The sequence below is a fragment of the Streptomyces sp. NPDC093109 genome, from assembly GCF_040701725.1.
In the GTDB taxonomy this organism is placed as follows: domain Bacteria; phylum Actinomycetota; class Actinomycetes; order Streptomycetales; family Streptomycetaceae; genus Streptomyces.
On sequence record NZ_JBFBEZ010000002.1, the window covers coordinates 318,220 to 341,440 of the forward strand.

The following is a 23,221-nucleotide window of genomic DNA, read 5'->3' on the forward strand; positions in this document are numbered from 1 at the left end:
AGTGGGGCGCGGCGGACAGTCCTTGGCGCGGGTCGCGGTGGTCGTACGGGCGGGGGCCGTGCCCCTGTGGTGGTTGGGGGTGGTGGCCGCCGGGGTCGGGTTCCTGATCCCGGGGCTGACCGGGCGGCGGATCGGCGGGTATGCCGGGGCCGCGCTGTTCCTGGTGTGCGCGGCCGTGGTCGTGCTGGTGCGGCGGCGGCGTTACGCGGGGTGGGCGGACGCCGCCTCGCGGGCCGGGAAGTTCGACATCCTCCAGGACCGCGCCGTAACCCTGCGGAACTGGCGGCGGGCGCACCGGTGGTGGCTGCTGGGCGCGTTCCTGGTGGCCGCGGCCTTCTCGTTCGTCCTGCCCATCGCCGGCGGGCTCGTTCTCGCGGGCGTCGGCGCCGGGCTGTGGGCCAAGGCGCTGTGGCTGGGGGCGCGGGAGCGCCGGGACGACGCGCTGCTGTGGGTACGTACCGACTGGGCCGGCGCCGGACGGCCGGTCGGCAAGCGGGTGAAGGGCTACCGGACCACCGGAATCGCGGCCGGCGACGCCGCACCCGGCGGGGCGCGGCGTCGCCGTTGAGCGGGCTGGAGGTCTGTCAGACCTCCAGGTTCGCCTCTATCTTCATCAGCTGGTGGCGGGCCATCGCCAGGTTCGCGCGGGCCTTGTCGAGCGCCAGGTAGAGGAAGAGGCCGCTGTTTCCACGGCCCTTGAGGAGGCGGATCAGGTGGTACTGGCCGCCGAGCGTGATGAGGATGTCCTCGATCTCGTCCTTCAGGCCGAGCAGTTCCATGGTGCGGACCTTCGCCCGGACCACGTCGGTGTTGCCGGCCGCCGCGACCGTCAGGTCGAGGTCCTTGCTGCCGCCGACCGTGCCGAGGGCCATTCCGCTGGCGTAGTCGACGAGGGCTGCCCCAATGGCGCCCTCGATGGATGTGACGGCTTCCTTGAGAGCGGCTTCGGTGTTGGCCATGGATCGTCGCACTTCCTTCTGTGAGTTTGATCTGATCTGTTGGGTGAGGTGGGTGTCTTCGGGGTGGGGCCTTCCGCGTCAGGCGTTCTCCAGGCGCTCCAGGGCGCCGTCCACCAGCTCGCCGATCCTGGCGCTTGACCGGCGGGCCTCCAGATGCAGCCGGCCCACATTGGTCCGGGGCTCCGCCAGGAGCGTCAGGACCGCCGAGGAGCCCGCCGCGTAGGTCGCCACGTAGCCCAGTTCGCCCCGGATCAGCAGTTCGCGGAAGCCGCCCTGGCCCGTGGCGTCCGTCAGGCGCATGGCGACGCCCAGGGCGGCGGCGGTGAGGGCCGCGACGCCTTCGGGTTCCACGTCGGCCGTGTCCTGGGCGAGGACCAGGCCGTCCGTGCTGGCCGCCAGTGCCCCCGTGAGCTGGGGGAGGCGGGCCCGTAGGCGTCTGATCTCACCCAGTACGTCGGCTTCTGCGCTCATCAGCTGTCTCCTCTCGGCACGCGCCCGCAGAGCACGCCTCATGACCATGACGGGGTGGCACGGACCGGGCGGCGGTGGATGGAGCGGGGGATCACAGGCTTGCCTCCAGGGCGTCGCGGAGCCGGCGTAACAGCGTGATGTCCGGGTCGCCGGAGACCGTCGCCACCCACGGCGGAAGCGTCGCGGGCGCGGGCGGCACCGGGTCGTCGGGCGTCTCGACCAGCCCGGCGGCGGCCAGCCGCCGGACGTCGAGAAGGGTGTGGAACGCCGGCCGGCCCAGCGCCCAGGCGATGGCCACCGGGGTGCGTACGCCGTCGGCCAGCGCCAGCAGCGCGCGCTGCCTGCGGGTGACGGACTGGCCGGGCGCCGGCTCGCGCGCCACCACGGGCGCGGAGTCGACGGCCGCGTAGGGCCATACGTGGTCGAGGAGTTCGCGCCGTCGTACCGTCTCGCGCTCGACGGCCGTCGCGGATACGGGCCGTACGGGACCCATCCAGTGCGCCACCCCGTACCGGAACCGGGTGGGTCCGCTGCCGGGGGCCAGGGCGAAGAACGCGGCGTCGAACAGGGCGCCCAGGTGGGCGATTTCCAGCTCTCCGTCGTGCAGCCGGCCGCTGTCCACGAGGTATCTGCCGACCTCGCGGCGGGTGCCGGCGCGGTCGACGGCTTCCTCCCAGCCGCCGCGAGGTAACCGCCCGCCTGCCGTGAGCAGGACGTCCATGCCCGGTGCGACGGGGCTCTCGGCGTGGACGACGCGGCCGTCGGCGAGATAGAGCGTGCCCTGGTCGCGCAGCAGGGCGCCGGTGGCGCGCTCGCCCGCGAGCCGGACGAGCATCGGGGAGACGGCCGACTGGATATGGGTCCCCGGCGGCAGGGCGGGGGCCGGCGGTATGTGGGGGAGGGGGGACTGCGCGGTCATCCCAGAACCAGCCGTTCGGCGAGTCGCCTGAGGCGGATGCGGGCGAGGGCGAGGTTGCCGGATTCCCGGTCGAGCCAGAGGTGCAGGAAGACGCTGCTGTCGAACGTCGTCTCCACGAAGCTGAGGATGTGATAGCCGGTGCGGGTGGTGACGATGAGGTCCTCGACCGGCGGGCCCTTCTCGTTCCCGGGGGTTCTGGGAGTTCCGGGGGTGCCGGGGGGCCCGGCGGAGGGTGGCGCGGAGGCGGGCCGCGCGACGGGGGGTGGCGGGGGACCGGCGGGGGACGGTGGCGGGACGGGGCCTAAGCCGGGGGGCAGCGCCCTGGCCGTGGCCATCGGTCCCGCGGGCAGCGCCAGCGCCGGTCGCGCCGGTCTCGTGGGTCTCTCCACCGGCGCGAACGCCGAGTACTCGGCCGCCGCTCTGGCTATCTCGGCCGTCTCGGCGGCGGTAGCCTCATGGTCTCCGTTGGGCGACTCGCCCGCTGTGCCGAGCGCGAGGCCGCTGGTCCAGTCGACAATCGCCGCTCCGCGCGCGCCTGGCAGGCTCATGGCCTCTTCCAGGCATGCATCGATTCCGGGCACGCGGATTCCCCTCCCCAGGCCGGGCGTGCGGTCGCACTGTCGTATGGCGGTAACCGTGAGATTACGCAACGTTCGGGAGCGGGGTGGGCGTTCTGGCATTTTCCATCGGAACATGCTCGAACGTCCGGCCGAGGGTGGCGCGATTTCGGTGGACCACGCCTGCGGGGCGGCGGGGCGGCCGGATCAGTCGGCGAGCAGCGCGTCCGGGGTCGCGCCGCCCGACTCGGCGACGATCTCCGCGAGCGTCTGCGGAGCCCGTACGGTCGCGAACCGCACCCCGCCGCCGGGGGCCACCGTGAACCCGTAAACCCCCGGCCGGGCCAGGCTGTTGTAGCCGTAATGGGCGGTGAAGCAGTAGGCGCCGGTGTCCAGGGCGGCGACGAGATCCCCCTGCTCCAGCAGCGGCAGCGGCCGGTTCTCGGCCAGCAGGTCGCCCGCGAAGCAGGCCGGGCCGGCGATGTCCTGGGCCACGGCGGGCCCGCCCTTGGGCCGGCCCGCCCGGTCGTACGCGGCGACGCGCAGCGGCCAGGACTCCGGGGCGTAGACGGTACGGGTGACGAGCTGCACGCCCGCGTGGGTGACCGCGATGGGGCGGGATCCGGCGGACTTCGCGTACTCGACCCGGGTGAGAACCGTGCCGTGCCGGGCGAGCAGGGAACGGCCGAATTCCGTCACCAGACCGTAGCGGCCGTCCAGCAGTCCGGGGACGGTCTCCTTCAGCAGCCGGGCGTACTGCGCGTACGTCGGCGTCTCCTCGTCGGAGGCGAAGTTGACCGGGAGGCCCCCGCCGATGTCGAGCGTGTCGACCTGCCGGCGGCCGGCCGCCGCGTTGATCTCCTCGGCCAGCTCGTACAGCTCCCGCACACCCCGTGTCATGAGGGCCGTCGGGACGCCCTGCGAACCGGAGTGGGTGTGCAGCCGGGTCAGCCAGGGCCGGTCGAGGAAGGCCCTGACCACCCAGGCACGGGCGCCCTCGTCGCGCAGCGCCACGCCGAACTTGGACGTGGCCGTGGCGGTGGCCGTCGCGCCGATCGAGCCGCCGCCGGTCTGCGGATTGATCCGCAGCCCGACGGGGGACGCGGGCGCGGCGGCCCGGTCCGCGTCCCCGGCGGCGCTCACCAGGGCGTCGATCCGGTCCAGCTCCTGCGGGTTGTCCGCGTTGACGGCGATCCCCAGCGCCAGCGCCTCGCGCAGCTCGGCCGGCGTCTTGGCGGGCGAGTCGAGGACGATCCGGTCCGCCCGTACCCCCGCCGCCCGCGCCAGGGCCAGCTCCCCGGGGCTCGCGACCTCCGCGCCGATCCCGGCCGCGTCCAGCAGCCGCAGTACGGGCACGAGCGGCGCGGCCTTCACGGCGAAGGCGTGCAGGAGGGCCGTCCCCGGGGCGGTGACCTCGGTGAACGCGGCCTTCAGCGCGGCGGCCGAGGCGCGGATTCCGGCCACGTCGAGCAGTGCGCAGACCGCCTCGCCCCCGTCGAGCAGGCCCTGCTCGGCCGCGGCCCGTACGGCACGGTCACGGCGGGTTGCCACGGTGTCCGTGCCGCTGTCGCTGTCGGTGATGTGCTTGCCGGGAGACATGTCCGCCAGCCAATCACCCGCCGGACCGCCCCGCAGCTGTTGACTATAAGTATTCATCCGTTCAGGATGTGAATAGATTGACTACTTCGGAGGAGGCCACGCCATGTCAGGACCCCGCCCCGTACGGGCACAGCGCGGTACGGAACTGAGCGCCCTGGGATGGCAGCAGGAGGCCGCTCTGCGCATGCTCCAGAACAACCTCGATCCCGAGGTCGCCGAACACCCCGACAAGCTCGTCGTCTACGGCGGCACCGGCAAGGCCGCCCGCGACTGGCGCTCCTTCGACGCCATGGTCCGTACGCTGCGCACCCTCAAGCAGGACGAGACGATGCTCGTCCAGTCCGGCCGGCCCGTCGGCGTCATGCAGACCCACGAGTGGGCGCCGCGCGTGCTGCTCGCCAACTCCAACCTGGTCGGCGACTGGGCGAACTGGGAGGAGTTCCGGCGGCTGGAGTCCCTCGGGCTCACCATGTACGGGCAGATGACGGCCGGGTCATGGATCTACATCGGCACCCAGGGCATCCTCCAGGGCACCTACGAGACCTTCGCCGCCGTGGCCGCCAAGCGCTTCGGCGGCACTCTCGCCGGGACGATCACCCTCACCGCCGGACTCGGCGGCATGGGCGGCGCCCAGCCGCTGGCCGTGACCATGAACGACGGCGTCGCGATCTGCATCGACTGCGACCCCCGCGCCATCGAGCGCCGGATCGAGCACCGCTTCCTCGACGTGAAGGCCGACAACCTGGCCCACGCCCTCCAGCTCGCCACCGAGGCCAGGGACGCCCGCCGCCCGCTCTCCATCGGACTGCTCGGCAACGCGGCCGAACTGCTGCCCCGGATGCTCGCCGAGGGCGCCCCCGTCGACATCGTCACCGACCAGACCTCCGCCCACGACCCGCTGGCCTATCTGCCGCTCGGCGTCGACTTCGACGACATGGCCGCGTACGCCGCCGAGAAGCCCGCAGACTTCACCGTGCGCGCCCGCGAGTCGATGGCCCGGCACGTCGAGGCCATGGTCGGCTTCCAGGACGCGGGCGCCGAGGTCTTCGACTACGGCAACTCCATCCGGGGCGAGGCCCAACTCGCCGGATACGACCGCGCCTTCGCCTTCCCTGGCTTCGTCCCCGCCTATATCCGCCCCCTCTTCTGCGAGGGCAAGGGCCCGTTCCGCTGGGCGGCCCTCTCCGGCGAGGCGTCGGACATCCACAAGACCGACAAGGCGATCCTCGAACTCTTCCCCGAGGGCGACTCCGCCCAGAACGAGTCCCTCCACCGCTGGATCAGGATGGCCGGCGAGCGCGTCCACTTCCAGGGGCTGCCCGCCCGGATCTGCTGGCTCGGCTACGGCGAGCGCGACCGCGCCGGCGAGCGCTTCAACGACATGGTCGCCTCCGGAGAACTCGCCGCCCCCCTCGTCATCGGCCGCGACCACCTCGACTGCGGCTCGGTCGCCTCCCCGTACCGCGAGACCGAGGCCATGCTCGACGGCTCCGACGCCATCGCCGACTGGCCCCTCCTCAACGCCATGGTCAATGTCGCCTCCGGCGCCTCCTGGGTCTCCATCCACCACGGCGGCGGCGTCGGCATGGGCCGCTCCATCCACGCCGGCCAGGTCTCCGTCGCGGACGGCACGAAGCTCGCGGGCGAGAAGATCCGCCGCGTCCTGACGAACGACCCCGGCATGGGCGTCATCCGCCATGTCGACGCCGGCTACGACATCGCCGAGACCGTCGCCGACGAGCGCGACGTCCGCATCCCCATGCGGGAGGACGTGTGAGCGTGCCCCTCGCCCCCGGGCCGACGGCCGCGCCCCCCTCCTTCCAGGAGATGTGGCGCGACCTCGCCCCCCTCGGCCGTGACTCCGTCACCGGCGGCTACCGCCGCTACGCCTGGACCGCCGCCGACACCGACTGCCGCGCCTGGTTCCAGGCGCAGGCCGAGACGCGCGGACTGACGTACGAGGTCGACCGCAACGGCAACCAGTGGGCCTGGCTCGGCGACCCGCTCGCCGGGGACGCCGTCGTCACCGGCTCGCACCTCGACTCCGTACCCGACGGCGGCGCCTTCGACGGCCCCCTCGGCGTCGTCTCCTCCTTCGCCGCCCTCGACGAACTGCGCCGCAGGGGGACCCGGTTCGGCCGGCCCCTCGCCATCGCCAACTTCGGCGACGAGGAGGGCGCCCGCTTCGGCGTCGCCTGCGTCGGCTCCCGGCTCGCCGCCGGACAGCTCACCCCCGCCCGCGCCCACGAGCTGCACGACGGCGACGGCATCCCGCTGCCCAAGGCCATGGAGGCCGCAGGACACGACCCGTCCGCCATCGGCCCCGACCCCGAACGCCTGGCCAGGATCGGCGCGTTCGTCGAACTCCACGTCGAGCAGGGCCGCGCCCTCGACCTGTCCGGAGACCCCGTCGGCATCGCCTCCGCGATCTGGCCCCACGGCCGCTGGCGCTTCGACTTCCACGGCGAGGCCAACCACGCGGGCACCACCCGCCTCGCCGACCGCCGCGACCCGATGCTCACCTTCGCCGAGACCGTCCTCGCCGCCCGCCGCGAAGCGGCACTCGCCGGAGCGCTCGCCACCTTCGGCAAGGTCTCCGTCGAGCCCAACGGCGTCAACGCCATCCCCTCCCTCGTCCGGGGCTGGCTCGACTCGCGGGCCGCCGACGAAGCCACCCTGGACGCCGTCGTCACCGCCGTCGAGAACGCTGCCCGCGCCGACGCGGACCGCGCCGGGATCGACCTGCGCGTCGTACGGGAGTCCTTCAGCCCGATCGTCGAGTTCGGGCACGCCCTGCGCGACGAGATCGGCGGGATCCTCGGCCGGCCGCCCGTCCTGGGCACCGGCGCGGGACACGACGCCGGGGTCCTCTCCGGCACCGTCCCCACCGCCATGCTCTTCGTCCGCAACCCGACCGGCGTCTCCCACTCCCCGGCCGAATCCGCAACCGAGGACGACTGCGTGGCCGGAGTCCGCGCGCTCGCCGACGTACTGGAAGGACTCGTGCGCCCATGACGCAGACGGCAGTGGCCCGTACCGTCTACTGGCTCGAACACGCCTGGCTCGCCGGAGCTCCGGCACCGGCCGCCCCGCCGGCGCAGGAGGGTTCTCCGGCACAGGAGGGTTCTCCAGCGCAGGAGGGCCCCCGGGCCGAGTCCCGCGTCGCGTCCGGTGTCGCGTCCGGCGTCGTCCTCTCCGTCGCCGACGGCCGCATTACCGACATCCGCACCGGCGTCGCCACCCCGCCCCCCGGCGCCACCGCGCTGCGCGGGCTCACCCTCCCCGGGCTGGCCAACGCCCACTCGCACGCCTTCCACCGCGCCCTGCGCGCCACCGTCCAGGTCGGCTCCGGCACCTTCTGGACCTGGCGAGAGGTCATGTACGGCGTCGCCGACCGGCTCACCCCCGACGCGTACCACGCGCTCGCGCGCGCCGTGTACGCCGAGATGGCGCTCGCCGGCATCACCGCCGTCGGCGAGTTCCACTACCTCCACCACGCGCCCGGCGGCACCCCCTACGCCGACCCCAACGCCATGGGCGAGGCCCTCATCGAGGCCGCCGCCGACGCCGGGATCCGGATCACCCTCCTCGACACCGCCTATCTCTCCTCGGGTTTCGGCGCCGCCCCCGACCGCCACCAGCTGCGCTTCTCCGACGGGACGGCGGACGCCTGGGCCGCACGCTGTTCAGTTGTCAAGGATCGCGACCACGCCAGGATCGGCGCGGCCATTCACTCCGTACGGGCGGTCCCCGCCGACCAGCTGGCCACGGTCGCGCGGTGGGCCCAGGAACGGCGGGCCCCGCTCCATGTGCACCTTTCCGAGCAGACGGCCGAGAACGACGCCTGCCTGAACGCCCACGGCCGAACCCCGACCCAGCTCCTCTCCGACCATGGAGTCCTCGGCCCCGGCACCACCGCCGTCCACAGCACGCACCTCACCGACGAGGACATCGCCCTCCTCGGCGCGGCCCGCACCGGCACCTGCATGTGCCCCACCACAGAACGCGACCTCGCCGACGGCATCGGCCCGGCGGCCCGCCTCCAGAACGCCGGCTCGCCGCTCTCGCTCGGCAGCGACAGCCACGCCGTCATCGACATCCTCGAAGAGGCCCGCGCGCTGGAGCTGAACGAGCGCCTGCGCACCAGGACCCGGGGCCACTGGACGGCCGCCGCGCTGCTGCGCGCCGCCACCGCCGACGGCCACGCGGCGCTCGGCTGGGACCGGGCGGGCCGGATCGCACCGGGCGCGCTCGCGGACCTGACCACCATCGCCCTGGACTCGGTCAGAACAGCGGGACCACGGCCCTCGCTCGGCGCGGAGACCGCCGTATTCGCCGCCTCCGCGGCCGATGTACGCCACACGGTCGTGGGAGGCCGGCAGATCGTCCGCGACGGGGTCCACACCCAGGTGCCGGACGTCCCCGCCGCACTCGCCTCGGCCATCGCGGCCCTGTACGACGACCGCTGACGCCGTCGGCCGTACCCCTTCCGTCCACCCCGCTGACCTCGCCGAAGAGGCCGTACAGGAGCATCCCCGCGATGACGACCACCGCCCTCACCCACATTGCCGGTCTGGTCACCAACGACCCCTCCCTCGGTGACGGAACCCCCATCGGTCTGATCCAGGACGCGACCGTCGTCATCGACGGCGACCGCATCGCCTGGGTCGGTGAATCAAGCAAAGCACCCGCCACTGACAACGCCTTCGACGCGGGCGGCCGGGCCGCCGTCCCCGGCTTCGTCGACTCCCACTCCCACCTGGTCTTCGCGGGCGACCGCACCCAGGAGTTCAACGCCCGCATGTCCGGCCGCCCCTACTCCGCCGGCGGCATCCGCACCACCGTCGCCGCCACCCGCGCAGCGACCGACGCCGAACTGAGCGCCAACGTCGCCCGCTACCTCGCCGAGGCGCTCCGCCAGGGCACCACCACCCAGGAGACCAAGTCGGGCTACGGCCTCACCGTCCACGACGAGGCCCGCGCCCTGCGCATCGCCCGCGAACAGACCGAGGAAACCACCTATCTCGGTGCCCACATCGTCGCGCCCGACCCCGCGTACGCCACCGACCCCGCCGCCTACGTCGCCCTCGTCACCGGCGAGATGCTCGACGCCTGCGCCCCCCACGCCCGCTGGATCGACGTCTTCTGCGAACAGGGCGCCTTCGACGGCGACCAGGCCCGCGCGATCCTCACCGCCGGCCGCGCCAAGGGCCTCCACCCCCGCGTCCACGCCAACCAGCTGTCGTACGGTCCCGGAGTCCAGCTCGCCGTCGAACTCGACGCCGCCTCCGCCGACCACTGCACCCATCTCACCGACGCCGACATCGACGCCCTCGCCCAGGGCCGTACCGTCGCCACCCTGCTCCCCGGCGCCGAGTTCTCCACCCGCGCCGCCTGGCCCGACGCGCGCCGGCTGCTCGACGCGGGCGCGACCGTCGCGCTTTCCACGGACTGCAACCCGGGCTCGTCCTTCACCTCCTCGATGCCCTTCTGCATCGCCCTCGCCGTACGCGACATGGGCATGACCCCGGACGAGGCGGTCTGGTCCGCCACCGCGGGCGGCGCCGCCGCCCTGCGCCGTACGGACATCGGCCGCATCACGCCCGGGGCCCGCGCCGACATCGCCCTCCTCGACGCGCCGAGCCATGTCCACCTCGCGTACCGCCCCGGAGTCCCGCTCGTCTCGGAGGTCTGGCGCGCCGGCACGCGCGTCGTCGTACAGGCGTAGGCGGGACCCGCGCGCCGCGGCTACGCCTTGAGCACCGCCATCTCGTCCACCCTCGGCCGCAACTGCCGTACCACCCGCGTCCGCTCGTACGGCTTCAACCGTCGGCGCATCGTCTCGAAGTGCTCGTCCCCACGCGCCGACGACACGTGCTCGTAGTCCTCCAGGAACAGCGTCCAGCTCGCGCACGCCGCCTCAAGATGCCCCAATTCCAGCTGGCGCTGGGCCAGTACGGCCAGGAAGTGGACGCGCCCCTGCCGCTCGTTCTTCTCCTGCGCCTTCAAGGACTGCTGGAGCGCCGCGATCGAGCCCGGCAGATCCTTGAACTCGTACAGCACGTGCGACACATGGAAGAGGTACGCGCTCCGGTCGTACCCCCCGACTGACTCCCGCCGGCTGTCCGCCTTCGTCAGCGCCGCCTCGGTCTGCCGCAGCCGCGCCATGGCCTGCCGCTTGTCGCCGACCATCGCCGCCGCGTGCGCCTGCTGCCCGGAGAGGAACGCCTGAAGGCGCGGCTCGGCCTTCGGGGACGCCTCGGCGGCCGAGTCGGCCAGCTCCAGCGCGCGCTTGCCGTAACCGAGGTTCGACGCCTGGAGCGACATACCGCGCAGGGTGCGGCAGTACGTGACGTGGTCCTCGGCGGCGCCCGCAAGCTCCAGCGCCCGGAGGTAGTACCGCTGGCCCAGGCCGTGCGCGCGCTCGTACATCGCCATCCACCCGGTCAGATATACGAGATCGGAGGCGGCGGCCAGCATGTCCTTGCGGACGGGTTCCGCGGCCTCGGCCTTCAGCCACGGCATGACCGTATTCACGAGGAACGCAGCAGCCATGGGGCGTGCGTGACCACCACCCAACTCGTCCAGAATGTCTGCTATTCGGTCGGTCATTGTACGTACGGCCTGTACCTGCGGCGCACCGATCCGGACCGTCCGCTTCCCCGGCGCGGCGGTGATCGAGTGGGTGGCCGCATGGGCCAGATCGGGGAACAGCGGTACGACGACGGCGGCCGAGAACAGTCCCGCGGCGATCAGGCTCCGGCGCGAGGGATCCATGTCAGCTCTCCCCATGTCGACCAGTTCTTCGAGGGTGTTGGTGCGAGAAGAGCCAGGTGAGGCGGGTGAGGAGGCCGATCCCGGAGCGCCGGCGGTGGTGGGAGCGGTGGAGAGGCCAGGAGGGTCGGACGAGCCCGAAGCGCTCGGCAGGCCGGCCTCCGCGTGGGTGACGGGCCGCCGCAGCTTCCGTGCGAAGGCCTCCACGATCAGCGGCCTGACCTGCTCTTTCGGTACGGTTCCGGCCACCCAGTGCGAGACGGCCGACTGGTCGTAGTGGAGTTCGAGCCCGGCTTCCGCGCCCATGCGATTGATGATCTGGGCGAACTGTGAGCGGGACCATTTCGCCTGCGTCAGCAGCAGGGCCAGACCGCTGTTGGGCGTGCGTGAATTACTCGCCATGTTCCAACTCCCCCAGTGCGTTCATGGCTTTCATCATTGGACCTGCCTTCCACGGTACTCGCGGAGGGTGATAACGCGGTTCTCTCGTCGCAGAGCTTCAGCGGCTCCAGCGGTTCCAGCACTTCCAGCGGCAGAGAACACGAAGACGGGGGTCAAGGTGACCACAGTGACAGACGACAGAACAGGTGGCACAGGCGAAAACGCGCACACCACGCACACCACGCCGGCCATACACACCGCCCACACCGCCAACGCCACCCACACCGCCAACGCCACGCACACCGCCCGAGCCAGCCACACCGAGTTACCTGTCCGCCCCACAACCCCCGTCCGTCCCACCACCTCCGACGCTCTCAACACGCCGGGAGTTCCTGTTCCTGCCACTCCCAGCGTTTCCGCCACTCCTGGCATTCCCGACCACGACACCATCGGCTTCGACGCCGACCGGGCACTCGCCCCGCACCGGATGATGCCCCCGCCCGCCGAGATCGCCGATCTGACGGTCCGGCTCATCAGCCACGGCGCGCGGCTCGTCGCCGTCGTCGAGGCGATCCCGGAGTCCGAGCACTCCGTACGGGCCAAGGGCGCCCTCAAGGACTGGTACGACCTGACCGACGGCGGCCCCGGCGAGGGCGCCATGGCCAACTGGGTCCACATGCGCGCGATGGCCCGGATGTGCCGCACCTTCATGGACTACCTGCGAGGCCGCACATGAGTCCCGAAGGAAAGCAGCAAGCGTGGTTCGTGGTCGCGGTCTGCACGCTGGGGCTCACCATCGCCCTGGCGGTCGGACTGCGGTTGTAGTGACTGCGGTTGTAGCGACCGTGGTTACGGGAGGGCGACGTTCGCCTCTCTAGCATCACTCGCCCCATCCGTATCACCCCATCCCCGGATCCATCACCAGATGGGCGACTGGCACTGTCCCGCAATGATTTCGACCGGTAACGTCCTGTCGAGCGGGGCGGGGGCCGCGCGGGGGCAGTACGTGGCGCGGTACGGGGACAGGGCAGTGACCGGGGGGTCGAGTTGAGCAAGGTACGCAGTGCCGTGCGCACCCGTGTGTGCGTGGTGGCACCGGGGGAATTGAGCGAAGCGGAAGCCGAGGCCTGGCGCGAGTTACGCGCCAAGTCCGGCGCGCCCGCCAACCCCTTCATGGAACCGGAGTTCACCCGGGCGGTCGGCTCCGTCCGCCCCCGGGCCCGGGTCGCCGTCGTCCAGGACGCCGGCACCGGCGAACCGGTCGGCTTCCTCCCGTACGAGAAGGGACGGCTCGGCCGGGGCCGGGCCATCGGGCTCGGCGTGTCGGACTGCCAGGGCGGGGTGTTCCGCGCGGGCCTCGGGCTGACGGCGCGCGAACTGCTGGCGGGCTGCTCGCTGTCGGCCTGGGAGTTCGACAACCTCGAAGCGGGCCAGGGGCTGTTCGTCCCGTCCGCCGCCGAGGAGCTGGAGTCCCCGGTCATCGACGTCGGGGAGGGGTACGCGGCGTACGAGGCGGCCCTGCGCGTACGGTCGCCCAAGTTCTTCCGGACGACGACCGCGAAGGAACGGAAACTGGGCCGGCAGGCGGGCGAGGTCCGCTTCGTCTTCGACGAACGCGACCCGGCCGCCCTGCGCACCCTCATGGCGTGGAAATCCGCGCAATACCGGCGGACCGGCCGGCGCGACCGGTTCGCGCGGGAGTGGATCAGCGTGCTCGTGCGCCGGCTCGCCGCGACCCGCGCGCCGGAGTGCGCCGGTGTGCTCTCCGTGCTGTACGTCGCCGACCGCCCCGTCGCCGCACACTTCGGGCTGCGCTCGCGCACCGTGCTGTCCTGCTGGTTCCCGGCGTACGACCCGGAGTTCGCCAAGTACTCACCGGGGCTGATCCTGCATCTGCGGATGGCCGAGGCCGCCGCCGGGGCGGGCATCGGCATGCTCGATCTGGGGCGCGGCGCGGCGGAGTACAAGGACGCGCTCAAGACCGGCGGGCTGCGCGTGTACGAGGGCGCGACCGTCCGTCCCGGCGCGCGGGCGGCGCTCCACTGGCTGAGCCGGGAGCCGTCCCGGCGCGCCCACGGCTTCGTACGGAACCGGCCCGGACTGGCCGGATACGCGAAGGCGGCGCTGAGCCGGATGGGCCGGCTGCGGGACAGGTGACGGCGGACAGGTGACGGCGGGCGGCGGGCGGCGGACGGCGGACCGATTGTGCGGACCGATTGTGCCTGCCGCGTCAGACAACGGGGGAGCCGATGGCAGAGAACATACGCGCACCACGTGGACCGAGCCCGCTACCCCGCCCTCAACCCCGCCCCATCGCCGTCGTCCAGCTCGACCTGGACGGCCCCGACGGCGCGGTGCTCTCCCTCGTCCCGGCCCCCGGCGGGCCGCTCCCGGGCGAGGCGGGCGGCGACGTCTACGCGCTCGTACGGCTCCGGGGGCGGCCGGTGGCCACCGTGGTCGGGCGGGTGGCGGCGGGGGAGGACCCGGCCGAGGTGCTGACGGCCGCGTTCCGCGCGCGGAAGGAGTACCGGGGCGGGTACGAGGACGAAAAGCCCCGGCAGGCCGGTCCGGCCCTTGGCACGCCCCGGCTCCCCCGTGCCACCGTCGTTGGTCCGGCCCTTGGCACGCCCCAACTCCCCCGTACCACCGTCGTCGTCGCCACCCGCGAGCGCGCCGGGCAGCTCGCCCGCGCCCTCGACTCGCTCCTCGCGCAGGACCACCCGGACTTCCGCGTCCTGGTCGTCGACAACGCGCCCGTCACCACCGCCACCCGCGATCTCGTACGGTCACCGCGCTACGACGGGCGGGTCGGTTACGTGGTCGAGCCGCGCCCCGGCCTGGCCGTCGCCCACAACCGGGGCATCGCGGAAGCGAGCGTCAGCGATCCTGTCCTCGCCTTCACCGACGACGACGTGATCGCCGATCCGCACTGGCTGACCGCCCTCACCGCGCCCTTCGCCACGGACCCCGGACTCGGGTGTGTCACCGGCCTGATCCTCCCCGCCCGGCTGGCCACCCCGGCGCAGATCCTGCTGGAGAGCCACGGCGGCTTCGCCAAGGGCTTCGCGCCCCGGCTGTACGATCCGGCGCGGCCACCCGCCGACGAGCCGCTGTTCCCGTTCACGGCGGGCAGCTTCGGCTCGGGCGCGAACATGGCGTTCCGCGCGGACGCGCTGCGCGCCGTCGGCGGCTTCGACCCGGCCACCGGCACGGGCACCGCCGCCCGGGGCGGCGACGACCTCTACGCCTTCGTACGGATCCTGACGGCGGGCCACCGGCTGCGCTACACGCCCGAGGCGCTCGTCTGGCACCACCACCGCGAGACCTGGGCCGACCTGCGGAACCAGGCGTACGGATACGGCGCCGGGCTCACCGCGTACCTCACCGCCCTGCTGGTGCGCCGGCCCGTGCTGCTGCCCGCCTTCCTCGCGAAGCTCCCGCGCGCCCTGGCGCACGCCCGCGCGATCACGGCTCACCGGGCGGACGACGGGAGCGGGTCGGCCTCCGACGCCGTGCCCGGCACGCACGGCGGGCAGGGCCACCCCTGGCCGCGCGCGCTCTCCCGGCTGGAGCGCCGGGGGATGCTGTACGGCCCGCTGGGCTACGCCAAGGCGCGCGCACGGATACGCGGCGGCGGCAGAGGCGGCGGCGGAGGCGGCGACGGAGGCGGCGGCGGAGGCAGAGGCAGAGGCGAGGGCAGCGGCGGGGGAAGAGGCACAGGCACGGGCGGGGGCGTCTGACATGACCACCACCACCGACGCCGCCGCCCGCACGCCGATCCCCGTCCTCCTCTACCACGCGGTCATGGCGGACCCGCCCCCCTGGATCGCCGAATTCACCGTCGCGCCGAGCGACTTCGCCGCCCATCTGGACGCGGTCGTCGCCTCCGGCCGGTCGGCCGTCCCGGTCAGCGCCCTCGTACGGCATCTGACGTGCGGCGCGCCGCTGCCGTCCCGGCCCGTCGTCCTCACCTTCGACGACGGCTTCGCCGATCTGCCGGGCCCGACCGCCGAGGCACTCGCCGCCCGCGCGCTGCCCGCCACCGCCTATCTGACCACCGGCGCCATCACCACCGGCCTGACCAGCCTGCTGCCGTACGCCCCGATGATGACGCTCCGGCAGGCGTCGGCGCTGGCGGGGTACGGAGTGGAGGTGGGCGCGCACACGGTCACCCATCCCCAGCTCGACACCGTGCCGCCCGCCGTGCTCCACCGGGAACTCCGCGACGCGAAACGGGTGCTGGAGGACGCGCTCGGGCACGAGGTCGCGCATCTCGCCTATCCCCACGGCTACAACAGCGCCCGCGTGCGCCGGGCCGCCGCGCGCGCCGGGTACGCCTCCGCCGTCGCCGTCCGCCACGCGCTCAGCTCGGACCGGGACGACACGTACCGCATCGCCCGGCTGATCGTGCGCCGCACCCACACCGCCGCCGATGTCGCGTCCTGGATGGCGGGGGAGCCGGCCGAGGGCGAACGGGCGGCCAAAGTGGCGCCCTTCCCGGACTCGCTGCCGACGCTGGGCTGGCGGCTGTACCGGGGGGCGCGCGCCCGCGTGCGCGGCCCCGAGTTCGCCGGATGACGGAACGGAACGGGAACGGTATCGGGAACGGGAACGGTAACGGGCACAGGTCTACGGGAAGAGGGGAGCGCCACGCCGTGCGGCAACGTACGTACGAATACGAAAGTGATACCGGCACCGAACTGGGCACCGGCACCAGCACCGGCACCGCCACCCGCGCCGACGCGCGCCCCATGCCGCCCCCCGCACCCGCACCCGTACCCCCCGCACCCGTACCTCCGGCATCCCCGCCCCCCGCGCCTCCACCCCCGCCCCGACGCCGTCGCCGCCCCGGCGCCGGCCCCTTCGCCTCCGTACCGCTCCTCCTCCTGCTGATCGCGGGGGCCCTCTGGAGCTGGTCCCTGCCCCGGATCGGCTTCCGCGACATCGGTGAGTTCGGCCTCCTCGACCGCTTCCCGATCGCCTTCTACGCCTCCCTCCTCGTCCTCACCGCCGGTTTTCTCCACACCCTCCGCCGCGCCGGCACCGCCCCCCTGTGGCCGCTCGCCTACTGCGTCGCCCTGCTCGTCGCGCTCAAGGCGCCGCCCGCGCTGCTCTACGACGCGGTGCGCTACGCCTGGGCGTCCAAGCACGACGAAGTGATCGCCCGGCTGCTGGCGGAGGGGACCGTGCACCCGCACGCACCGCTCTCCGGCGGCATGGCCGCGTACGACCAGTGGCCCGGCTTCTTCTCCCTCAACGCGGCGCTGATCAGGGCCTTCGGGGTGACGGGCGCGGCCTCTTACATCAACTGGGCGCCGATCGTCTTCGGTCTGCTGATGCTGCCGGTGCTCGTCCTGATCTACCGCACCTTCACCGACGACTGGCGGCTCGTCTGGACGGCGGTGTGGATCTTCCAGCTCGCGAACTGGGTGGGGCAGGACTATCTGGCGCCCCAGGCGTTCGCGTATCTGCTCTTCCTGAGCGTGTTCGCCGTCGTCGTACGGCACTTCGTACGGCCCGGATCCGCCCGGACGCTGCGCACCCGCGACCGGCTCGACCCGGCCGCGACCGCCGTGCCGCCGCCCACAGGCCGGTGGCAGCGCGCGATCTGCGTGGCGATCCTCGCGCCGCTGATCGCGGCCATCAACGCCTCGCACCAGCTGACGCCCGTCATGCTCTGCATGACCCTGATGGCGCTCTGCCTGACCCGCCGCTACCGCAATCTCGGGCTGCTCGCCGTGACCGGCCTGATCATGCTCATCTGGGATCTCACCATGGGCCGCGTCCTCTTCCTGGACACACTGAGTACTCTGCGCGACTCGGCCGGCGACCTGATGAAGAACTCCCGTCCCGGCTTCGCGGGCGAACCGACGGGCGCGGGGCCCGAGTTGGTGGGCGACGCCAACATCCTGATGGTGCTGGTCCTCGGCGGGCTCGCCGGTACGGCCGTACTGCTCCGCCGCCGGCTGGCCCGTAGCGCGCTGCCGCTGCTGCTGGCCGCCGCCGCGCCCGTACCGCTGTTCGCCGTGAACGACTACGGCGGCGAAATGCTCTTCCGCGTCTATCTGTTCGGGCTACCCGGCACGGCCTTCTTCGCCGCCGCCGCACTCGTCCCGGCCGCCGCGGGCACGAACAGGGCGCGCCGCCATGCCCGCCGGGTGACGGTCGTCGCGCTGCCGCTGGCGCTGCTCGCGCTGCTGGCGGGCTTTCTGCCGTCGTACTACGGCAAGGAGGGCATGCAGTACGTGCCCCCGGCCGAGACCGCGTTCGTCAGACGGTCCTACGACCGGGCGCCGGAGGGCGCGCTGATCATGGCGACGACGGGGTCCTTCCCGGGGGCGTACTACCGCTACGACCGTTACGAGCGCTGGTTCTTCACCGAGCAGGAGGTGCCGGAGAACCTGCGGATGCTCAAGGATCCGGCCGGCTATCTCGACGCGGGGGTACCGGACGGGCGTCCGGCGTACGTGCTGCTCACGCCGTCGCAGGAGAAGGCCACGTTCGGCGAGGGGTATCTGCCGGAAGGGGGCTTCGCCCGGATGAGCGCGGCGCTGAAGCGGTCGCCGCACTTCCGGGTGGTGGAGGAGAACCGGAACGGGCTGTTCCTGGAACACGTACCGGATCCGGCCAGCCCATGAGAGATGAGGAGGCCACCGCGGCCATGTATGCAACCGAGGCACAGCCCAAGGCGCCGCTCAGAGCGGCCCTCTCCGCGTCATGGCTGCTCAGAGCCGCCCTCGCGCTCTCCGGCTGGCTCGCGCTCGCCGCCACGGCGCTGCCCGCCGGCTGGCCCGCGCGCTGGATCCCCGTGCTTCTCTTCGTCGCTTTCGGCCCCGGCTGCGCGCTTCTTCTCCCGCTGCCGCACGGGCTGCGGCCCGCCGCCCGGCTGGAGGCGCTGGCGCTGGCCGCGCCGCTGAGCCTGTCGCTCGCGACGCTCGCCGCCACCGCGCTCTACCTGGTGGCGGGCTTCACGGCCACGGTGTTCCTGGCCTCGCTCGCCACCGTAACGACCCTCGCGGCGCCGCTGCCCGCCGTACCGCTGCCCGCCGCGACCCGAGGAGCGGCCGAGCGCCGCACACCGGGCCCCTGAAGGGGCCGATGACGTTGACACGCAAGGAACTCACGTCACGCAAGGAACCCATGACGCGCAAGGAACCCATGACACGCAGGCATACGTACACCGCCGTCATCCTGGCCGCCATAGGGGCGATGATCGTCGGCCTCGGGGTCTGGATCACCCGCGAAGACCGCGCCGACCGGGCGTCCGCCTCCTCCCGGGACCTGCCCGACAACGCCGCCTCCGGCGCCCTGCCCAGCGGCCGGTGCGCCGCGGGCCCGCTGCTGGAGCCGGGCTGCGGGGCCTGGTGGGGCGCGTACGTCCCGTACGCGGAGAACGGCTCGCTCAAGGACGCGGTGTACGCCTTCGAGAAGAAGATCGGCCGGCGGCTCGACCTCGTCTACAACTACCACGACATGTCCAACACCGAGCGCGACGGCGTCCTCCTCACCCCCGACGAGCAGGAGTTGGGGCGCGACCGGATGCTGATGCTGGCCTGGGAGTCCACCGTGTGGACCGAGCCGCACCACGAGAACTGGACCGAGACGCAGCTCGGCTGGCGGGACGTGGCGGCCGGGAAGTTCGACCGGGACATCATCGATCCGCAGGCGAGGCGGCTCAAGGCGTACGGCAAGCGCGTCTTCTTCTCGTTCGACCAGGAGACCGACTTCCGGACGCCGGACGCGGGGACGCCGGAGGAGTTCGTCGCCGCGTACCGCCATATCCACGACCGGTTCGCGCGGCTGGGCGTGGACAACGTGGTGTGGGTGTGGACGGTCTCCGGCTATCTGGGGCACGCGGATCTGATGAAGGCGCTGTATCCGGGCGACGCGTACGTCGACTGGATCGGCATGGACCAGTACAACTACTACCGCTGTCAACGCAGCGCGTCCTGGCTGGACTTCGAGAGCAGCCAGCGGCCGGCGTACGACTGGCTGCGCGCCAACATCTCGGCCGAGAAGCCGATCATGCTGTCCGAGTTCAGTACGGCGCCGGACCCGGAGCGGCCCGACCGGCAGCGCGGCTGGTACGAGGCGATCCCGCAGGTGGCGCCTGACCTGCCGGGGGTAAGGGCGCTGGTGCACTGGAACCGGCCGGTGCCGGGGGAGAACTGCGATCTGACGGTCAACAAGGGCCCGGCGCTGGAGGGTTACCGGAAGGCGGGCGAGGCCCCCTACTTCAATCAGCCGCTGCCGACACGGTGAGGGCGGCTCAGCCGTGCCTGTACGGCGAGCACTGTCACGGCCACAGCGAGCAGGACGAGCGCCACGGGTACGGCGGCGGAGGCGAAGAGCCCCTGCCCCGCCCAGCCGGCCACCACCAGCACCCACACCACGCTCGCGGCGAGACGCCCGTCCGTACCCACCGCCCACAGGGTGACGGCGACGAGGAGGAGAGCGAGCAGCTGGAGCGCGACGGGCAGGGCGCGCAGCACGGCGTCACGGTCGGCCGCGCCGGCGCCCGCACCCACTCCCGCCCCTGCTCCCAGGCCCGCCGCCCGGTCCGCCAGCCACGTCACGGCGTCGGCGACCGGCCCGTGCCAGCGCCCCGACATCGGCTCGGGCCGGATGCCCAGCAGCAGCGGCGCGGAGTGCAGCGCGGCGAACGTGACGAGCGGCCCCAGCACGAGGAGCACCGCCCCCGGCCGTACGAGGGAGACGGCGGCGCAATGGACGACGGTCAGCACGAGGAAGCCGAGCAGGGTCAACGGCGGGAGTACGTCGAGGAGTCGCGCTCCGGTGAGCCGGTCGAGGCCGAGATCCCCGACGCGGACGAGCGGCGCCCAGAAGAGCCCGAGGGAGGTGCCGAAGAGCAGCCAGAGGAAGGTGATGAGGCTGCTCTCGTCGATACGTACGGAGCCGGAGCCGGAGCCGGAACCAGGGGCAGGCGTGGGGGAGGGAACGGCCGCCTCGCGCGCCCAACTCGTCCCGTACCCGTCGCTGACGACAGGCCGGTACGCCCCCACCTCGTACGCCCCCACCCCGTACGCCCCCACCCCGTACGCCCCCGGCCGCAGCGCCCTCCGCAGTCCCGGCGCCGCGACCAGCGCCACCAGCGTCATCGGCAGCAGCATCGCGAGCCCGGCCCCGGCGATTCCCGCCCCGCCGGGCCCGAACAGATACAGCGCGCTGCCGAGCACGAGCACACACATGGCGCCCTGCAACGCGGCGAGCATGCCCGTACGGCCCTGGACCCGCAGCACCCCGATGTACAGCTCGACCACCACCCGGGGCAGCGCGGCGGCGGCCAGCAGCCGGAGCACCGTGGTGCCGTGATGCGCGTAATCCGCGCCGAACGGCGCCAGTACCTGTGGCGCGAACACCACCAGCACCAGTACCACCGGCACGAGCAGCAGCGCCATCCGGCGCAGCGCGCCGCGTACGCCCTCGGCCAGCCGTTCCGGGCTGTGGGAAGCGTGCGCGGTGAGCGAGGAGGCCATGTTGATGGCCATGAACTCCATCGTGCCGCCGACCGTGTAGGCCGTGTAGAAGAACGCGTTGTGCGCGGCGTCGAAGCGGACCGCGACCAGCACCGGCAGCAGATTGATCATCGCCAGGCTGAAGAGCGCCCCGACCGAGTCGCCCGCCAGGAACCGCCCGATCTCCGCCGTCCTGGGCGGCTCGCGGTCGCGGTCGGCGGCGGCCTGGCGCGGGATGAGCCGGCGGAAGACCAGCCAGCCCAGCGGCAGGACGGAGAGGGCGATGGCCGCCGCCCAGGAGACGAAGACGCCGGGGACGGGCAGCGCCGTGGCGAACACGACGAGCAGCACCAGCTTGCCGAGGGAGAAGACGGCGTTGCCGACGGGCACCCAGACCGCCCGGCGCAGCCCGGTCAGCACCCCGTCCTGGAGGGTGAGCAGCGCCCAGGCGACACACGACGCGGTGAAGACGAGCCCCGCCGTCAGCCCGCCGAGCGGCGCGTACGAGGGCCCCCACAGATCGAGCGTCATCAGGAACACGACACACGCGACGCTCACCACCAGCGAACTGACCGCGTACGCCCGCCACACCAGCGGCCCGGTCGCACGCCCGGCGCGCGGGACGTAGCGCACGACCGCGCCGATCATGGTGGTGGCGGTGATCGAGGCGAGCAGCCGCATGGCGGCGATGGCGGCGGAGCCCTGGCCGACGGCCTCCTCGGTGTAGTACCGGGCGGCGACGAGCCAGAAGCCGAGGCCGAGGGCGGCGGAGACGCCGGTGGAGAGCATGAGGGCGTAGGCGTTGCGGAACATGGAGTCGCCGCCGCCGGGCGGCGCGCCGCCGTGCGCCTTCACAGGGGTGGCCGGTCTCGGCCGCCGGACGGTATCAGCCACCGCTGCCGAACCCGGGCGCCGGGGGCCGGGCCGGTCGTACGTCCGCCTCCCGGAGTACGGAGATCACCCGGGCGGCGAGACGCGGATCCACCGGCAGGGCGTGCCGCGCGAACCAGGCGCCGGCGGCGGTACCGGGAGCGGGCGAGGGCGGCGGATCGGTGAAGGCGGCGCCGGCGTACGTGTCGAGAGGAGGATCGTAAAGATAGCCAGTGGTGATGTGCCGCCGCGCGAGGGCGGCGACGGCGGCGTCGCGGTCGGCGACGAGGAGCGGAAAACGGAACAGCGGCTGTACGGGACCGCTGCCCTCCGGCGGGGCCCAGGGCGATCCCAACAGTGCCTCCGTACCGGCCCGATGGGCGTCGAGTGTGGCGTCGAGGGAGGCGAGGAGCCGTTCCGTACGGCGTAATCGGAGCCGTCCGGGCCGTAACCGGTAGTCGTGCATGTCGACCCGCACCCACGAGTGGAACGCGGCAAGACCGGGCGCGCCCGCGACCGCCCGCGCCAGCTCGTCCGCCCTCAGCGGCATCCGGATGCCGTCGCGCTCCTCCTGCCCGAGCAGCCGCAGCGCGGCGCGCGCGGCGGGGACGAGGCGGGTGGCGCGGACGGCGGCCTCGGCGTACGGCCGGACGGCGTAGGCGAGTTCGGCGGAGGGCCGGGGTGGAAGAAGAGCGCGATCCCGCAACAGAACGAGCGCGTCCCGAACCCCGGGGTCCGGCTCCCGCTCCGGATCGCCGAAGGCAAGAAACCCCCCGGTCTTGGCCCCCACATGCTTGGAGAGGCTGAACACGGCGGCATCCCCGAACGCCCCGACCGGCCGCCCCGCCACCGTGGACCCGATGGCGTGGGCGGCGTCCTCGATCAGCGCAATCCCCAACGCGTCGCAGCGGGAGCGGAGTTCGGGGGCTGGATCGGGATTCCCGTACAGATTGGTGGTGATGACGCCGGACAGCCCGCCCCAGACGCTCTCCGGCACGGCGCCGACGTCGATCGACCCGTCGTACGGATTCAACGGCGCCTGTACAGGCCGCAGTCCGGCGGCGAGCACGACGAAGAAGATCACGTCGTCGTTGACCGGCGACATCAGCACCCGTCCGCCGGGCGGACACCAGTGCCGCAGCGCGACATAGAGCCCGAGCCGGCACGACGGCATGTACAGAACGTCCCTGCCGAGGCGCGCACGCATCAGCGACT

Annotated in this window: 19 protein-coding genes and 1 pseudogene; 12 read left to right on the forward strand and 8 right to left on the reverse strand. The window is 72.9% G+C overall.

The features are described 5' to 3' along the window. Position 1: 1 nt before the first annotated feature. Positions 2–568 carry a hypothetical protein gene (locus AB0389_RS03890; RefSeq protein ID WP_366393681.1) on the forward strand — a complete coding sequence of 189 codons (567 nt, stop codon included), beginning with the start codon at positions 2–4 and terminating at the stop codon, positions 566–568. Positions 569–584: 16 nt separating this feature from the next. Here AB0389_RS03890 and AB0389_RS03895 read toward each other — a convergent pair whose 3' ends face one another. From AB0389_RS03895 to AB0389_RS03915, 5 genes and pseudogenes are all read right to left on the reverse strand, one after another. Beyond that, positions 585–959 (reverse strand): hypothetical protein, encoded by a 375-nt coding sequence (locus AB0389_RS03895; RefSeq protein WP_366393682.1) that lies wholly within the window; start codon positions 957–959, stop codon positions 585–587. 78 nt (positions 960–1,037) lie between these two features. After that, the gene (locus tag AB0389_RS03900) at positions 1,038–1,472 is read right to left on the reverse strand and encodes a roadblock/LC7 domain-containing protein (protein ID WP_366393683.1); all 435 of its coding nucleotides are present in this window, start codon (positions 1,470–1,472) and stop codon (positions 1,038–1,040) included. A 49-nt stretch (positions 1,473–1,521) separates the two neighbouring features. Then, positions 1,522–2,265: a transcriptional regulator gene (locus AB0389_RS03905; protein WP_366393776.1), complete on the reverse strand. Its 744-nt coding sequence runs from the start codon at positions 2,263–2,265 to the stop codon at positions 1,522–1,524. Between the two features lie 476 nt (positions 2,266–2,741). Next, a pseudogene (locus AB0389_RS03910) lies at positions 2,742–2,930 on the reverse strand (hypothetical protein); the annotation flags it as partial. A gap of 183 nt (positions 2,931–3,113) precedes the next feature. Then, the gene (locus AB0389_RS03915) at positions 3,114–4,505 is read right to left on the reverse strand and encodes a diaminopimelate decarboxylase (RefSeq protein ID WP_366393777.1); all 1,392 of its coding nucleotides are present in this window, start codon (positions 4,503–4,505) and stop codon (positions 3,114–3,116) included. 103 nt (positions 4,506–4,608) lie between these two features. Here AB0389_RS03915 and hutU point away from each other — a divergent pair, with 103 nt between their 5' ends. The 4 genes from hutU (at position 4,609) to hutI (ending at position 10,233) form a co-directional block, all read left to right on the forward strand. Next, complete coding sequence (gene hutU, locus AB0389_RS03920; protein WP_366393684.1) at positions 4,609–6,282, forward strand: urocanate hydratase; 1,674 nt, start codon at positions 4,609–4,611, stop codon at positions 6,280–6,282. A gap of 50 nt (positions 6,283–6,332) precedes the next feature. Next, the gene (locus AB0389_RS03925; RefSeq protein ID WP_366393778.1) at positions 6,333–7,520 is read left to right on the forward strand and encodes an allantoate amidohydrolase; all 1,188 of its coding nucleotides are present in this window, start codon (positions 6,333–6,335) and stop codon (positions 7,518–7,520) included. Continuing rightward, a complete protein-coding gene (locus tag AB0389_RS03930) occupies positions 7,517–8,974 on the forward strand; it encodes a formimidoylglutamate deiminase (RefSeq protein ID WP_366393685.1) in 1,458 nt (485 codons plus the stop codon). Before AB0389_RS03925 ends, AB0389_RS03930 begins: the two co-directional genes overlap by 4 nt. A 71-nt stretch (positions 8,975–9,045) precedes the next feature. Continuing rightward, the gene (hutI, locus tag AB0389_RS03935) at positions 9,046–10,233 is read left to right on the forward strand and encodes an imidazolonepropionase (protein ID WP_366393686.1); all 1,188 of its coding nucleotides are present in this window, start codon (positions 9,046–9,048) and stop codon (positions 10,231–10,233) included. Between the two features lie 20 nt (positions 10,234–10,253). Here hutI and AB0389_RS03940 read toward each other — a convergent pair whose 3' ends face one another. Next, positions 10,254–11,681, reverse strand: coding sequence for a hypothetical protein (locus tag AB0389_RS03940; protein ID WP_366393687.1), 1,428 nt, complete (start codon positions 11,679–11,681; stop codon positions 10,254–10,256). 166 nt (positions 11,682–11,847) lie between these two features. Here AB0389_RS03940 and AB0389_RS03945 point away from each other — a divergent pair, with 166 nt between their 5' ends. The 7 genes from AB0389_RS03945 to AB0389_RS03975 all read left to right on the forward strand — a co-directional run bounded on the left by AB0389_RS03945 (position 11,848) and on the right by AB0389_RS03975 (position 19,922). Beyond that, positions 11,848–12,396, forward strand: coding sequence for a DUF6415 family natural product biosynthesis protein (locus tag AB0389_RS03945; RefSeq protein WP_366393688.1), 549 nt, complete (start codon positions 11,848–11,850; stop codon positions 12,394–12,396). Between the two features lie 332 nt (positions 12,397–12,728). Further along, entirely contained in the window at positions 12,729–13,817 is a 1,089-nt protein-coding gene (locus AB0389_RS03950; RefSeq protein WP_366393689.1) for a GNAT family N-acetyltransferase, read from the forward strand. A 92-nt stretch (positions 13,818–13,909) separates the two neighbouring features. Continuing rightward, positions 13,910–15,400, forward strand: a complete 1,491-nt coding sequence (locus AB0389_RS03955) for a glycosyltransferase (protein ID WP_366393690.1) — start codon at positions 13,910–13,912, stop codon at positions 15,398–15,400. Position 15,401: 1 nt separating this feature from the next. After that, positions 15,402–16,238 (forward strand): polysaccharide deacetylase family protein, encoded by an 837-nt coding sequence (locus AB0389_RS03960; protein WP_366393691.1) that lies wholly within the window; start codon positions 15,402–15,404, stop codon positions 16,236–16,238. A 77-nt stretch (positions 16,239–16,315) separates the two neighbouring features. Beyond that, positions 16,316–18,298, forward strand: coding sequence for a hypothetical protein (locus AB0389_RS03965; RefSeq protein WP_366393692.1), 1,983 nt, complete (start codon positions 16,316–16,318; stop codon positions 18,296–18,298). A gap of 23 nt (positions 18,299–18,321) precedes the next feature. Next, a complete protein-coding gene (locus AB0389_RS03970) occupies positions 18,322–18,750 on the forward strand; it encodes a hypothetical protein (protein ID WP_366393693.1) in 429 nt (142 codons plus the stop codon). A 68-nt stretch (positions 18,751–18,818) separates the two neighbouring features. Further along, positions 18,819–19,922, forward strand: a complete 1,104-nt coding sequence (locus AB0389_RS03975) for a glycosyl hydrolase (protein WP_366393694.1) — start codon at positions 18,819–18,821, stop codon at positions 19,920–19,922. Here the strand turns inward: AB0389_RS03975 and AB0389_RS03980 are convergent. Both AB0389_RS03980 and AB0389_RS03985 read right to left on the reverse strand, forming a co-directional pair. Further along, a complete protein-coding gene (locus AB0389_RS03980) occupies positions 19,901–21,949 on the reverse strand; it encodes a lipopolysaccharide biosynthesis protein (RefSeq protein WP_366393779.1) in 2,049 nt (682 codons plus the stop codon). The two genes, AB0389_RS03975 and AB0389_RS03980, sit on opposite strands and share 22 nt — an antisense overlap. A 73-nt stretch (positions 21,950–22,022) precedes the next feature. Next, on the reverse strand, positions 22,023–23,213 hold the full coding sequence (locus AB0389_RS03985; RefSeq protein ID WP_366393780.1) for a DegT/DnrJ/EryC1/StrS family aminotransferase: 1,191 nt from the start codon (positions 23,211–23,213) through the stop codon (positions 22,023–22,025). Positions 23,214–23,221: the final 8 nt, after the last annotated feature.

What these genes read in the sequence shown, in the direction of transcription:
- AB0389_RS03955 (WP_366393690.1), top strand. Translation starts at nt 13,910, where the DNA reads ATGGCAGAGAACATACGCGCACCACGTGGACCGAGCCCGCTACCCCGC.
- AB0389_RS03905 (WP_366393776.1), bottom strand. Translation starts at nt 2,265, where the DNA reads ATGCTCGTCCGGCTCGCGGGCGAGCGCGCCACCGGCGCCCTGCTGCGC.
- AB0389_RS03925 (WP_366393778.1), top strand. Translation starts at nt 6,333, where the DNA reads ATGTGGCGCGACCTCGCCCCCCTCGGCCGTGACTCCGTCACCGGCGGC.
- hutI (WP_366393686.1), top strand. Translation starts at nt 9,046, where the DNA reads ATGACGACCACCGCCCTCACCCACATTGCCGGTCTGGTCACCAACGAC.
- AB0389_RS03915 (WP_366393777.1), bottom strand. Translation starts at nt 4,505, where the DNA reads ATGTCTCCCGGCAAGCACATCACCGACAGCGACAGCGGCACGGACACC.
- AB0389_RS03980 (WP_366393779.1), bottom strand. Translation starts at nt 21,949, where the DNA reads ATGTTCCGCAACGCCTACGCCCTCATGCTCTCCACCGGCGTCTCCGCC.
- AB0389_RS03895 (WP_366393682.1), bottom strand. Translation starts at nt 959, where the DNA reads ATGGCCAACACCGAAGCCGCTCTCAAGGAAGCCGTCACATCCATCGAG.
- AB0389_RS03940 (WP_366393687.1), bottom strand. Translation starts at nt 11,681, where the DNA reads ATGGCGAGTAATTCACGCACGCCCAACAGCGGTCTGGCCCTGCTGCTG.
- AB0389_RS03975 (WP_366393694.1), top strand. Translation starts at nt 18,819, where the DNA reads ATGACACGCAGGCATACGTACACCGCCGTCATCCTGGCCGCCATAGGG.
- AB0389_RS03970 (WP_366393693.1), top strand. Translation starts at nt 18,322, where the DNA reads ATGTATGCAACCGAGGCACAGCCCAAGGCGCCGCTCAGAGCGGCCCTC.
- AB0389_RS03985 (WP_366393780.1), bottom strand. Translation starts at nt 23,213, where the DNA reads ATGCGTGCGCGCCTCGGCAGGGACGTTCTGTACATGCCGTCGTGCCGG.
- AB0389_RS03900 (WP_366393683.1), bottom strand. Translation starts at nt 1,472, where the DNA reads ATGAGGCGTGCTCTGCGGGCGCGTGCCGAGAGGAGACAGCTGATGAGC.
- AB0389_RS03960 (WP_366393691.1), top strand. Translation starts at nt 15,402, where the DNA reads ATGACCACCACCACCGACGCCGCCGCCCGCACGCCGATCCCCGTCCTC.
- hutU (WP_366393684.1), top strand. Translation starts at nt 4,609, where the DNA reads ATGTCAGGACCCCGCCCCGTACGGGCACAGCGCGGTACGGAACTGAGC.
- AB0389_RS03930 (WP_366393685.1), top strand. Translation starts at nt 7,517, where the DNA reads ATGACGCAGACGGCAGTGGCCCGTACCGTCTACTGGCTCGAACACGCC.